Source organism: Variovorax defluvii (genome assembly GCF_039541515.1).
GTDB lineage: Bacteria > Pseudomonadota > Gammaproteobacteria > Burkholderiales > Burkholderiaceae_C > Variovorax > Variovorax defluvii.
Genome location: NZ_BAABGJ010000009.1, coordinates 73169 through 85136 on the forward strand (window position 1 = coordinate 73169; position 11968 = coordinate 85136).

The following is an 11968-nucleotide window of genomic DNA, read 5'->3' on the forward strand; positions in this document are numbered from 1 at the left end:
CGGGATGCATGTGGCGCCAGAATCGCAAACTCGAGAAACACCCCCGTGCATGAAGGACCCATGCCCATGAGTCGGACGTTTTCTTTTCGCCGGCGCGTCATGCTGCCGGCCCTGGCCTGCTGCATGGCTCTGCCTTTGGCGCATGCGCAATCCGTGCCGAAGTCCATCCGCATGGTGGTGGCCTACCCGACGGGTGGCGTCAGCGACCTGGTGGCTCGGGCGCTGGCCGAGAAGCTGGCCGCCCAGCTCGGCAGCACGGTGGTGGTCGAGAACAAGGGCGGCGCGAGCGGGACCATCGGCATGGATGCGGTGGCCAAGGCTGCACCGGACGGGGCCACGATCGGCTTCTCGGCCATCAGCCCCCTGGTGCTGAACCCGCACATCACCAAGTCGCCCTTCGACCCGCTCAAGGACATCGCGCCGGTGGCCAGCGTCATGTACTCGCCGGTGCTGCTGCTGGCCACGGAGGCCACCGGCACGCGCGATTTCCGCACGCTGCTGGACGACGCGCACGCCCGCCCCGGCGCGGTGCGCTGGGCCACCTCGGGCCGGGCCTCGCTGGGCCACGTCGTGCTGGAAGAAGTGCGTGCCGCCGCCAACGTCGACATCACCCACGTGCCCTACAAAGGTGGTGCGCAGCAGCTCAACGACGCGCTCGGCGCCCAGTTCGAGATCCTGTCGATCAATCCGGCGCCGGCCCTGGCCCAGCACATCCGCTCGGGCAAGCTTCGCCCGCTGGCGGTGGGGGCGCCGGCACGCCTGGCCAGCCTGCCGAACGTGCCGACGCTGGCCGAGCTCGGCTATCCGGCGGCCAATCTCAGCTCCGTGTTCGGCATCTTCGCGCCGGCGAACACCCCGCCCATCCTGATCACGAAGTACAACGTCGAGATCAACAAGGCCCTGGAGAGCCCCGACCTGCGCGCGAAGCTGGAGGCCGCGGGGAACGTGCCGACCGGGGGCTCGGCGGCGGCCTTCGCCGACCAGATCGCCACCGAGTTCGAAAGCAACGAGCGCATCGTCAAGGGCGCCGGATTGAAGAACGATTGAAGGGCTGCACTCGACGCCTGTTTCCGCATGTTTCGCGACGGGCTCGGCGCTGGCGCCAGCGTCTGCCCGGCGGGCGCGCTGGCGCCGGGCTGGGAGGTGATCAACGACGATCTGCGCCAGGCGGTGCGTGAACTGCGCAGGACCCATGCGCTGTGGCTCACGGGCGTGCTCCGCGTGCTTTTCCCGCAGCATCAGCCCGCGGCTGCGCGCGGACCGCATGCGCGTCGAGGAGGCGCAGTTCTTCCTCGCTGAAGCCTGCCCGCGCGCGGGCGTCCTGGTTGAAGGGTGGCCTCAGGCGCGGAGCCTCGTAACGCCTCACCAGCTGAGGGTACAGGGCGACCGGGTCCTGCCCGCCACGTTCGCACAGCCAGCGGTACCAATGGTTGCCGATCGCCACGTGGCCGATCTCGTCGCGCAGGATGATGTCCAGGATCTCGCAGGCCCGGATGGCATCCGGCGTGGCCACGCGCCGCAGCTTGGCTTGAATGAGCGGTGTGGCATCGAGCCCGCGCGCCTCCAGCGTGCGCGGTACCAGCGCCATGCGGGCCAGAACGTCGTCCTTGGTGCGTTCGCACATGGTCCACAGGCCGTCGTGGCCGGTGAAGTCGCCATAGCGCCAACCCATGGCCTGCAGATGCGCGTGCAGCAGGGAGAAGTGCTGGGCCTCCTCGTCGGCCACGCGCAGCCAGTCGCGGTAGAAGGCTTCGGGCATGTCGTCGAAGCGCCAGGCGGCATCGAGCGCGAGGTTGATCGCGTTGAACTCGATGTGGCAGATCGAGTGAATCAGGGCGGCACGGCCCTCGGGAGTGAAGGGCGAGCGCTTCTCCACCGAGATGGCGGCCACGCGCAGCGGTCGTTCCGGGCGGCCGGGGACACCGGCCTCGTCGCCGGCCCTGCGCACCGGCTCGGCCGGCGCGGGGTGCACGCGCATGCGCGCAGCCGCAGCGTGGGTGGCTGCCACCTTGGCATCGGGGTCGCCGAGGCGCAGCGCGTCCAGGGCGTCGAGGCGGGGGTGCTGCATCCCTACAATTCTAGGTTTCCCCCCAGCACCCCCACACAGCAGCAGGAGCAAGGCGATGGCCCTTTACGAACTCGACGGCGTGTCGCCGCAACTCGGCCCCGGCGCGTACGTCGCCGACAACGCGCAGGTCATCGGCAGCGTGATCCTCGGCGAGAACGCCAGCATCTGGTTCGGCGTGGTGGCGCGCGGCGACAGCGACACGCTGACCATCGGTCGCAACACCAACATCCAGGACCTGTCCATGCTCCACGCGGACGCCGGCGTGCCCCTGACCATCGGCGAGAACGTGACGGTGGGCCACCACGTCGTGCTGCACGGCTGCACCGTGGGCGACAACTCGCTGATCGGCATCGGCGCGGTGGTCTTGAATAAGGCCCGGATCGGCCGCAACTGCATCGTCGGCGCCGGCAGCGTCGTGACCGAAGGCAAGGAGTTTCCCGACAACTCGCTGATCATCGGCGCGCCGGCCAAGGTGGTGCGCACCCTCGATGCGGCCGCCGCCGAAAAGCTCCGGCACAACGCCGAGCACTACGTCAACAACGGCCGTCGCTTCGCGAAGGGCCTCAAGAAGATCGGCTGAAGGCCGTTCGGAAAGTCTGCCTTGAGCGAGTTGCACAAGTTCCTGTTCGACGGCCTGCCGGTGCGCGGCATGATCGTGCGCCTGACCGATGCCTGGCAGGAAATCCTGGCGCGGCGCGCCTCGAACACGACCACGGGCGCCTATCCCGCGCCGGTGGTCGAACTACTGGGCGAGATGACGGCAGCCGCCACGCTGATGCAGGCCAACATCAAGTTCAACGGCGCGCTGATTCTGCAGATCTTCGGCGACGGGCCGGTCAAGGTCGCGGTGGCCGAGGTCAAGCCCGACCTGAGCCTGCGTGCCACCGCCAAGGTGCTGGGCGATCTTCCCGCCGATGCCTACCTGCCCGAGATGGTCAATGCCAGCGGCAAGGGCCGTTGCGCGATCACCCTCGACCCCAGGGACAAGCTGCCCGGACAGCAGCCCTACCAAGGCGTTGTGCCTCTGGCCGACGAAGAAGGCCGAAAGCTCGGGCGCGTGAGCGAGGTGTTGCAGCACTACATGCTGCAGAGCGAACAACTCGACACCACGCTGGTGCTCGCCGCGGACGACAAGGTCGCGGCCGGCCTGCTGATCCAGCGCCTGCCCGTCAAGGGCGAGGCCAATCTGGAGGGCAAGGGTGCCGGGGCCGATCCGATCCTGGTGGACCAGATGGGCCACAACGAGGACTACAACCGCCTCGCCATCCTCGCGTCCTCCCTGACGCGCGATGAGCTGCTCACGCTGGACGTCGAGACCATCCTGCGCCGCCTGTTCTGGGAAGAGAAGCTTCTTCGCTTCGAGCCGCAGAGCGGCATGCTGGGGCCCCACTTCGCCTGCACCTGCGGGCGCGAGCGCGTGGCGCAGATGATCCGCGGCCTGGGCCAGGGCGAGGCCGAGTCGATCCTGGTGGAGCGCGGCGACATCGAGGTGGCCTGCGATTTCTGCGGTAGGCAATACCGCTTCGATGCGGTCGACACGGCCCAGCTCTTCACCGCGCCGGGCGACCAGCTCCCGTCCAGCCAGGCGATGCACTGACTGCCTGCGAAGGCCGGCGCGCGGGCTGTCAGCGCGGCGAGCGGGACTGGAAGTCTCCGAAGCGAATGTCCGGGGCGCTGGTGTTGTGCCGCGAAGGAATGCGGCGGCCGAAGCGCACCTCGGCCGCCTCCAGCTTCGACACCTCGGGCAGGGCACGCGTCTGCGGCGCGGCGTCCGGTGCGGTCTTCCACCACACCTCGCTCATGTCGGCGTTGTCGGCCTCGACGTACATCGAGCGCAGCACGGCGAAGCGCGGTCCTTGCTTGCGGCCGGGCTCGAGACTGACGTCGAGCGCGGTGCGCGCCTCGCTGACCTCGCGCACGTCGACACGCGCCGTGCCGCCGTTGGCGAACTTGAGCATGAAGCGCAGCGAGGGCCGCGTGTCGATCGCGATCGAGGTGATGGTCGCCACCGGCCGGCCGGCCTGCTCGACCGGGCCCATCACGAAGGACGAGCCGTACACGCCGTCGCCGAAGCGCGGCGCGGGCAGTGGCTTGATGCGCCAGTAGCCGTCGGAGGGGTACATCACCAGCGCTTCCAGCGGCTTGGCGCCGGTCTTGTCGAAGAGCTGGATCATGTGGAAGCCCCGGTCGCGGCGGCCATCGACGCGCAACGGCACGCGCTGCGGTCGCCAGAAGGAGGGCAGGGTGATGCCCACGATCTGCCAGCGCGGGCCGTCGTGCAGCACCGCGCGCCGTTCCTTGAAGGTGTGGCGCGGATCGGTGGGGTGCGCGCCGCCGTCGAAGTTGCAGTTCGTGAAGTCGGGCGCCGTGCGGTCCTGGTCGATGGAGGCCAGGTAGGCCGGCGGCAAGGCCTCCACGCGGAAGCGGCGGATGGCTGCGCCCGACAGGTTCAGCGAGACGTTGTCTTCCTCGGCGCAGCGGGTCGCGTGGGTCTCGTTCTCGATGGTGGCCTGGACCGGCGCGGCCAGGGCGTTCAAGCCGGTGAGGCCGAGCACGGCCAGGGCGATGAAAGTGCGTTGCATTCGGTTCCTGTTGGAATGGATCGCCGGCGGCGCTCAGCGGCGCTGCGCCAGCAGATCGGTGAAGAGGCGGTGCTCGCATTCCGGGTCGGAGCACTTGTCGCAGGACCAGGATGCCGCAGCGGCGCCTGGGAGGAACGCGCGGCGGCCGCCCGCCGGCTGTGCCTCGGCGCCGATCGCGCGCCAGGCATTGGCCAGGCGCTCCTCGCCTTCGCCGTGCACGGCCGCAAAGCCCAGCTTCGCGTCGATCAGCGCGGAGCGCAGCGCATCGTCGACCGGTGTCGGCGATGCGGATGTGAGCAGCAGGATCAAAGCCTTGTCTTGGCGATAGACCTCGAGCGCCGATGCATCGGGCACCCGTTCCGAGCAGGGATCGACTCTGAGCTTGGCCGCGATGCCGCGCTGCGCGAGCCGCTGCGACAGCGCTCGGGCCAGGGCCAGAGCGGCCTTGCTGCCGTGGTCTGCGCCGAGCAGCACGATCACCCGGCCGGACGGCGGGGCAGGGGTCAAGGGCCTGCCCTCAGCGCGTGATCTGCACGAACACTTCGTTGGGCTTGACCATGCCCAGCTCCTGGCGAGCCCGCTCCTCGACCATCTCCAGCCCTTCCTTGAGGTCGTTGACCTCGGAGTGGAGCCGGTCGTTGGCCAGCGCCGCCTTGGCGTTGGCCTCCTTCTGCTCGGCGAGCTTGTCCTGGAGCTGTGAAACGTCGCGCACGCTGCCGCGGCCGGTCCACAGCTGCCACTGAAGGATCAGGAGCAGCAGGACCAGGATGATCGGAACGATGCGAGAGCGCATGGTGCGCTGTCCGGCGCGTCAGCGCAGGTTGTAGAAGGCGGCGCGTCCGGGATAGCTGGCGACGTCGCCGAGGTCTTCCTCGATGCGCAGCAGCTGGTTGTACTTGGCGATGCGGTCCGAGCGGGAGAGCGAGCCAGTCTTGATCTGGCCGGCGTTGGTGCCCACCGCGATGTCGGCGATGGTGGAGTCCTCGGTCTCGCCCGAGCGGTGGCTGATCACGGCGGTGTAGCCCGCGCGCTTGGCCATCTCGATCGCGGCGAAGGTCTCGGTCAGCGTGCCGATCTGGTTGATCTTGATCAGGATGGAGTTCGCGATGCCCTTCTCGATGCCTTCCTGCAGGATCCGGGTGTTGGTGACGAAGAGGTCGTCGCCTACCAGTTGTACGCGCTTGCCGAGGCGTTCGGTCAGCAGCTTCCAGCCGTCCCAGTCGCCCTCGTGCATGCCGTCCTCGATGCTGATGATGGGGTACTTGTCGACCCAGGTCGCCAGCATGTCGGCCCAGTTGCCGGCCGAGAGCGTGAGGTTTTCGCCGGACAGCACGTACTGGCCGTCCTTGTAGAACTCGCTGGCGGCGCAGTCCAGGCCCAGCGCGATCTGCGTGCCGGCGGTGTAGCCGGCCTTGTCGATGGCTTCGAGGATGAGCTGGATCGCGGCCTCGTGGTTCTCCACACTGGGCGCGAAGCCGCCCTCGTCGCCGACGGCGGTGCTGATGCCGCGGTCATGCAGGATCTTCTTGAGGGCATGGAACACCTCGGCGCCGTAGCGCACCGCCTCGCGCAGGCTGGGCGCGCCGACGGGGATGATCATGAATTCCTGCAGGTCCAGGCTGTTGTTGGCATGCGCGCCGCCGTTGATGACGTTCATCATCGGCACCGGCAACTGCATGCCGCCCATGCCGCCGAAGTAGCGGTACAGCGGCAGGCCCGATTCCTCGGCCGCGGCGCGGGCCACGGCCATCGACACGGCCAGGGTGGCGTTGGCGCCCAGCCGGGCCTTGTTGTCGCTGCCGTCGAGGTCGATGAGCGTGTGGTCCAGGAAGGCCTGTTCGCTGGCGTCCAGGCCCAGCACGGCTTCGGAGATCTCGGTGTTGATGTTCTCCACGGCCTTCAGCACGCCCTTGCCCAGGTAGCGGCTCTTGTCGCCGTCGCGCAGCTCGATGGCCTCGCGCGAACCGGTGGAGGCGCCCGAGGGGACGGCGGCGCGGCCCATGGTGCCCGACTCGAGCAGCACGTCGCACTCGACGGTGGGGTTGCCGCGGCTGTCGAGAATCTCGCGCCCGACGATGTCAACGATTGCACTCATTCTTGAATTGCTCCAGGTGTCAAAACTTGTTGGCTTGGCCCTCGTCGAGGCAGCGCCTACACGCCCTCGACGACGATCATGCGCATGATCGCAGCTCCGGCACGCGCCTCGCGCGCCTTGCCATATTCCGGCGAGGCATAGAACTTATTCGCGGCCTCGACGCTCGGGAACTTCAGCACCACGACGCGCTGGGGATTCCAGTCGCCCTCCAGCACCTCGACCTTGCCGCCGCGCACGCACACCTCGGCGCCGTGCGCCTTCATGGCCTCGCTCGACCAGCGCTTGTAGTCCTCGTACTGGACCGGGTTGGTGACTGCTACTTGGGCGATGAGGTAGGCGCTCATTGGAAGGAATCCTCCAGGAAGGCGTTCTTCTTGGTCACGGCGTCGAGCGCGAGCAGAGTCTCCAGCAGCGCCTTCATGTGCCTGAGCGGCACCGCGTTCGGCCCATCGCTCAGCGCCTTGACCGGGTCCGGGTGCGTCTCCATGAACAGCCCCGCCACGCCCACTGCAACTGCAGCGCGCGACAGCACCGGCACCATCTCGCGTTGGCCGCCCGAGCTGGTGCCCTGGCCGCCGGGCAGTTGCACCGAGTGCGTGGCGTCGAACACCACCGGCGCGCCGGTCTCGCGCATGATCGCGAGGGAGCGCATGTCCGAGACCAGGTTGTTGTAGCCGAAGCTGGCGCCGCGCTCGCAGGCCATGAAGTTGTCTTCGGGCAGGCCCTTTTCCTTCGCGGCGGCGCGCGCCTTGTCGATCACGTTCTTCATGTCGTGCGGCGCGAGGAACTGGCCCTTCTTGATGTTGACCGGCTTGCCCGACTGCGCGGCGGCGCGGATGAAGTCGGTCTGCCGGCACAGGAAGGCAGGGGTCTGCAGCACGTCGACCACCTGGGCGGCGGCCGTGATGTCGTCTTCGGTGTGCACGTCGGTCAGCACCGGCAGAGCGAGTTCGCGTTTGACCTTCGCGAGAATCTCCAGGCCCTTGTCGCGCCCCGGGCCGCGAAAGCTCGTGCCCGAAGAACGGTTGGCCTTGTCGAAGCTGCTCTTGAAGACGAAGGGGATGCCGAGCGAGGAGGTGATCTCCTTGAGCGTGCCCGCGGTGTCCATCTGCAGCTGCTCGGACTCGACCACGCAGGGGCCGGCGATCAGGAAGAAGGGCTTGTCCAGCCCGACGTCGAATCCGGCCAGTTTCATGCGACGACTTTCAATGCCTGCTTGTCGGCGCCCTTGTGTTCGAGCGCCGCCTTGATGAAGGCGTTGAACAGCGGATGGCCGCTCCAGGGCGTGGACTTGAACTCGGGGTGGAACTGCACACCCATGAACCAGGGATGCACGTCCTGCGGCAGCTCGACGATCTCGGTCAGGTGCTCGCGCTGCGTGAGTGCAGAGATCACCAGGCCGGCACCGCGCAGCTGGTCGAGGTAGTTGACGTTCGCCTCGTAGCGGTGGCGATGGCGTTCGGTCACCACGTCGCCGTAGATGCTGTGGGCCAGCGTGCCCGGTGCCACGTCGGAGCTCTGCGCGCCCAGACGCATCGTGCCGCCGAGGTCGGACTTCGCATCGCGCTGCTTGATGGTGCCGTCGCGGTCCTTCCACTCGGTGATCAGCGCGATCACGGGGCAACTGGTGTCGGGGTCGAACTCGGTGCTGTTGGCGTTCTTCAGGCCTGCCACGTTGCGCGCGTACTCGATGGTCGCGACCTGCATCCCCAGGCAGATGCCAAGATAGGGCAGCTTGTTTTCGCGGGCGAAGCGCGCTGCTGCGATCTTGCCCTCCACGCCGCGCTGGCCAAAGCCGCCGGGCACAAGGATGGCGTCGTACTTGCCCAGCCGGGCCACGTCCTGCGGGGAGATGGTTTCGGAGTCGACGTACTCGATCTTCACGCGCGCATGGTTCTTCATGCCGGCGTGGCGCAGCGCCTCGTTGAGTGACTTGTAGCTGTCGGACAGGTCGACGTACTTGCCGACCATCGCGATGCTGACTTCCTTCTGCGGGTGCTCGACCTCGTAGACCAGGTCGTCCCAGCGGCGCAGATTGGCCGGCGGGGTGTTGACGCGCAGCTTGTCGCAGATCAGGCCGTCCAGGCCCTGCTCGTGGAGCATGCGCGGCACCTTGTAGATGGTGTCCACGTCCCACATGGAGATCACGCCCCACTCGGGCACGTTCGAGAAGAGCGAGATCTTGGCGCGCTCATCGTCGGGGATGGGCCGGTCGGCCCGGCACAGCAGCGCGTCGGCCTGGATGCCGATCTCGCGCAGCTTCTGAGCCGTGTGCTGGGTGGGCTTGGTCTTGAGCTCGCCGGCCGCTGCGATCCAGGGCACGTAGCTCAGGTGCACGAAGGCCGAGTTGTTGGGACCCATGCGCAGGCTCATCTGGCGCGCGGCCTCCAGGAAGGGCAGGGACTCGATGTCGCCCACCGTGCCGCCGATCTCGACGATGGCCACGTCCACCTCGTGCGGCGTGCCGATGCCGGCGCCGCGCTTGACGAACTCCTGGATCTCGTTGGTGATGTGCGGGATCACCTGCACCGTCTTGCCCAGGTAGTCGCCGCGGCGCTCCTTCTCGAGCACGGACTTGTAGATCTGGCCGGTGGTGAAGTTGTTGGCCCGGCGCATGCGCGTCGTGATGAAGCGCTCGTAGTGGCCGAGGTCGAGGTCGGTCTCGGCGCCGTCGTCGGTGACGAAGACCTCGCCGTGCTGAAACGGCGACATCGTGCCGGGGTCGACGTTGATGTAGGGATCCAGCTTGATCAGGGTGACTTTGAGGCCGCGCGATTCGAGGAGCGCGGCCAGGGAGGCGGATGCGATTCCCTTGCCGAGGGAGGACACCACACCACCGGTGACGAAGACGAATTTGGTCATGCCATGTGCCGGACCTGGGGCTCCGGTCAGTGGGAAATTGCGATTATAGGTGCCGCTCCTTGGCCTCCATGGCGAAGGGACACCCCGTGCGCAGTGCCGGAAAGGGGCTGATACATTGCCGCCTTATGCAAGATCTCGCCGGCAAACACATCGTCCTGGGTCTCACCGGGGGCATCGCCTGCTACAAGTCGGCCGAGCTGTGCCGCCTCCTCGTGAAAGGCGACGCGACGGTGCAGGTCGTGATGACCGAGGCGGCCACGCAGTTCATGACGCCCGTCACCATGCAGGCGCTGTCGGGCCGGGCGGTCTACCTGTCGCAATGGGACACGCGCGAGCCCAACAACATGCCCCACATCAACCTGAGCCGCGAGGCCGACGCGATCGTGCTGGCGCCGGCCAGTGCCGACTTCATCGCGCGGCTGGTCCAGGGGCGCTCCGACGAACTGCTGAGCCTGCTGTGCCTGGCCCGGCCGATCGACCGGGTACCGCTCCTGATCGCGCCGGCCATGAACCGCGAGATGTGGGGCCACCCCGCGACCCAGCGCAACCTGCGGCAGGTGGACGCCGACGGCGCCCGTGTCCTGGGGGTCGGAAGCGGCTGGCAGGCCTGCGGCGAGACCGGCGACGGCCGCATGCTCGAGCCCGAACAGCTTTACCAGGAGATCGTGGCCCAGTTCCAGCCCAAGGTGCTGGCCGGGCGGCGGGTGGTGGTCACGGCCGGCCCGACCTTCGAGGCGATGGACCCGATCCGCGGCATCACCAACCATTCCTCGGGCAAGATGGGCTTCGCGATCGCGCGTGCCGCCCGCGAAGCCGGGGCCGAGGTCACGCTGGTGGCGGGCCCGGTGCATCTGCCGACGCCCCGCGGCGTGGTCCGCGTCGACGTGCTCTCGGCCCAGCAGATGCTGCAGGCCTGCCTGCAGGCCACGCAGAACGCGTCGATCTTCATCGCCACCGCCGCCGTGGCCGACTGGCGGCCTGCCTCGCGGAGCGAGCACAAGATCAAGAAGGACGGCAGCGGCCAGGCGCCGATGCTGCACTTCGTGGAGAACCCCGACATCCTCCTCACCGTGGCGCAGAGCGAGCGCGCCCGCGCGGGCCGGCTCTTCTGCGTCGGTTTCGCGGCCGAGAGCGAGAACCTGGTCGCGCATGCGCGCGCCAAGCGCGAGCGCAAGGGCATTCCGCTGCTGGTCGGCAACATCGGTCCGCTCACCTTCGGGCAGGACGACAACAGCTTGCTGCTGGTGGATGCCCAGGGCGAACGCGAGTTGCCGCGTGCGCCCAAGCTCGCGCTGGCGCGCGACCTGGTGGCCGAGATCGCGCAGCGGCTGCCGGGTGCGGTCGCCGGGAGTGACTGATGCAGCATCCGCAATGGAACACGCCGCCGGACGGCGACTTCGCGCGCTACGTCGAGCAGTTGACCGCGCAGGCCGCGCAGTCCCGCAGGCCGGTGCAGGAGAGCGAGCACCGGCTCGACGTCGGCATGGCCCCTGCGCCGCCCCAGCCCGAGCCGGGCCCCGTGCCGGGGATGCCGGTGCGGGGGGAGCCGATCGCCGCCGCCAGGGGCCTGGGGCGCAAGCTCATCCAGGGTTTGGCCGTGGCGTGGCTGCTGGTGCTGGTCGTGCTGGTGGCGGCCGGCGCGCCCCCAGGCCTTCTGGTCCTGGTGTTCGTCGGCGGGCTCTGGCTGGCCCACAAGCTGCGCCGGCTGCTCCTGCCGCCGGGCATGGACAATTGGAAGCAGTGGCTTGACGAGGCCGCGAAGAAGCAGCAGCAGTTGCAGCAACAGCGAAAGAACCATTCCAAGTGAAAGTCGACGTCCGAATCCTCGATCCCCGCATGCAGGACCAACTGCCTGCCTACGCCACCCCCGGCAGCGCCGGCCTGGACCTGCGTGCCTGCCTCGATGAGCCCGTCACGCTCGCGCCCAACGCCTGGCAACTGGTGGGGACGGGCATCGCCATCCACCTGGCCGACCCCGGCTTCGCCGCGCTGATCCTGCCGCGCTCGGGCCTGGGTCACAAGCATGGCATCGTGCTGGGCAACCTGGTGGGCCTGATCGACAGCGACTACCAGGGCGAGCTGAAGATCAGCGCCTGGAACCGCAGCGACACCCCCTTCGTGCTGCAGCCGATGGAGCGCCTGGCGCAACTGGTCATCGTGCCGGTGGTACAGGCGCAGTTCCAGGTGGTGGCCGAGTTCCCGCCGAGCGAGCGCGGCGAAGGCGGCTACGGGTCGACCGGCAAGCACTGATTCCTTCGCCGAAGCCGGCCTGTAGGCCGGTTCCTGCGAGGCCCGCCGTGTGTTGCTCACAGGTAAAGAACGGAACCGGCGCTGGGCCGCGGCGTCGAAGGTTTCAACATG

14 protein-coding genes are annotated in these 11968 nt (G+C 68.3%); 6 read left to right on the forward strand and 8 right to left on the reverse strand.

Features of this window, described 5'->3' with window-relative positions:
* Positions 1–66 precede the first annotated feature (66 nt).
* Positions 67–1047 (forward strand): Bug family tripartite tricarboxylate transporter substrate binding protein, encoded by a 981-nt coding sequence (locus tag ABEA07_RS05445; RefSeq protein WP_425584078.1) that lies wholly within the window; start codon positions 67–69, stop codon positions 1045–1047.
* A gap of 157 nt (positions 1048–1204) precedes the next feature.
* On the opposite strand, the gene ABEA07_RS05450 is transcribed toward ABEA07_RS05445, so the two are convergent.
* Entirely contained in the window at positions 1205–2068 is an 864-nt protein-coding gene (locus ABEA07_RS05450) for a ferritin-like domain-containing protein (protein ID WP_345536391.1), read from the reverse strand.
* Between the two features lie 55 nt (positions 2069–2123).
* On the opposite strand from ABEA07_RS05450, the gene ABEA07_RS05455 reads away from it, so the two are divergent.
* Both ABEA07_RS05455 and hslO read left to right on the forward strand, forming a co-directional pair.
* Complete coding sequence (locus ABEA07_RS05455; RefSeq protein WP_345536393.1) at positions 2124–2648, forward strand: gamma carbonic anhydrase family protein; 525 nt, start codon at positions 2124–2126, stop codon at positions 2646–2648.
* A 21-nt stretch (positions 2649–2669) separates the two neighbouring features.
* The gene (gene hslO, locus ABEA07_RS05460) at positions 2670–3665 is read left to right on the forward strand and encodes an Hsp33 family molecular chaperone HslO (protein WP_345536394.1); all 996 of its coding nucleotides are present in this window, start codon (positions 2670–2672) and stop codon (positions 3663–3665) included.
* 28 nt (positions 3666–3693) lie between these two features.
* Here the strand turns inward: hslO and ABEA07_RS05465 are convergent, their stop codons facing one another.
* Genes ABEA07_RS05465 through pyrG form a run of 7 tightly spaced genes read right to left on the reverse strand, consistent with a single transcriptional unit; the run spans position 3694 to position 9607 of the window.
* Positions 3694–4650 (reverse strand): hypothetical protein, encoded by a 957-nt coding sequence (locus tag ABEA07_RS05465; RefSeq protein ID WP_345536395.1) that lies wholly within the window; start codon positions 4648–4650, stop codon positions 3694–3696.
* Between the two features lie 33 nt (positions 4651–4683).
* A complete protein-coding gene (locus ABEA07_RS05470; RefSeq protein ID WP_345536397.1) occupies positions 4684–5130 on the reverse strand; it encodes a hypothetical protein in 447 nt (148 codons plus the stop codon).
* Positions 5131–5167: 37 nt separating this feature from the next.
* Complete coding sequence (gene ftsB, locus ABEA07_RS05475; protein WP_345536398.1) at positions 5168–5443, reverse strand: cell division protein FtsB; 276 nt, start codon at positions 5441–5443, stop codon at positions 5168–5170.
* A gap of 18 nt (positions 5444–5461) precedes the next feature.
* Positions 5462–6745 (reverse strand): phosphopyruvate hydratase, encoded by a 1284-nt coding sequence (gene eno, locus ABEA07_RS05480; RefSeq protein WP_345536399.1) that lies wholly within the window; start codon positions 6743–6745, stop codon positions 5462–5464.
* Between the two features lie 56 nt (positions 6746–6801).
* Positions 6802–7089, reverse strand: a complete 288-nt coding sequence (locus ABEA07_RS05485; RefSeq protein WP_345536401.1) for a DUF1330 domain-containing protein — start codon at positions 7087–7089, stop codon at positions 6802–6804.
* Positions 7086–7940 (reverse strand): 3-deoxy-8-phosphooctulonate synthase, encoded by an 855-nt coding sequence (kdsA, locus tag ABEA07_RS05490; RefSeq protein WP_345536403.1) that lies wholly within the window; start codon positions 7938–7940, stop codon positions 7086–7088. The genes ABEA07_RS05485 and kdsA overlap by 4 nt, the downstream gene beginning before the upstream one ends.
* Positions 7937–9607, reverse strand: a complete 1671-nt coding sequence (pyrG, locus tag ABEA07_RS05495) for a CTP synthase (protein WP_345536405.1) — start codon at positions 9605–9607, stop codon at positions 7937–7939. The genes kdsA and pyrG overlap by 4 nt, the downstream gene beginning before the upstream one ends.
* Before the next feature lie 125 nt (positions 9608–9732).
* Here pyrG and coaBC point away from each other — a divergent pair, with 125 nt between their 5' ends.
* Genes coaBC through dut form a run of 3 tightly spaced genes read left to right on the forward strand, consistent with a single transcriptional unit; the run spans position 9733 to position 11857 of the window.
* Positions 9733–10965 (forward strand): bifunctional phosphopantothenoylcysteine decarboxylase/phosphopantothenate--cysteine ligase CoaBC, encoded by a 1233-nt coding sequence (gene coaBC / locus ABEA07_RS05500; RefSeq protein ID WP_345536406.1) that lies wholly within the window; start codon positions 9733–9735, stop codon positions 10963–10965.
* Positions 10965–11414 (forward strand): hypothetical protein, encoded by a 450-nt coding sequence (locus ABEA07_RS05505; RefSeq protein ID WP_345536408.1) that lies wholly within the window; start codon positions 10965–10967, stop codon positions 11412–11414. Before coaBC ends, ABEA07_RS05505 begins: the two co-directional genes overlap by 1 nt.
* Positions 11411–11857, forward strand: coding sequence for a dUTP diphosphatase (dut, locus tag ABEA07_RS05510; RefSeq protein ID WP_345536409.1), 447 nt, complete (start codon positions 11411–11413; stop codon positions 11855–11857). Before ABEA07_RS05505 ends, dut begins: the two co-directional genes overlap by 4 nt.
* Positions 11858–11968 lie beyond the last annotated feature (111 nt).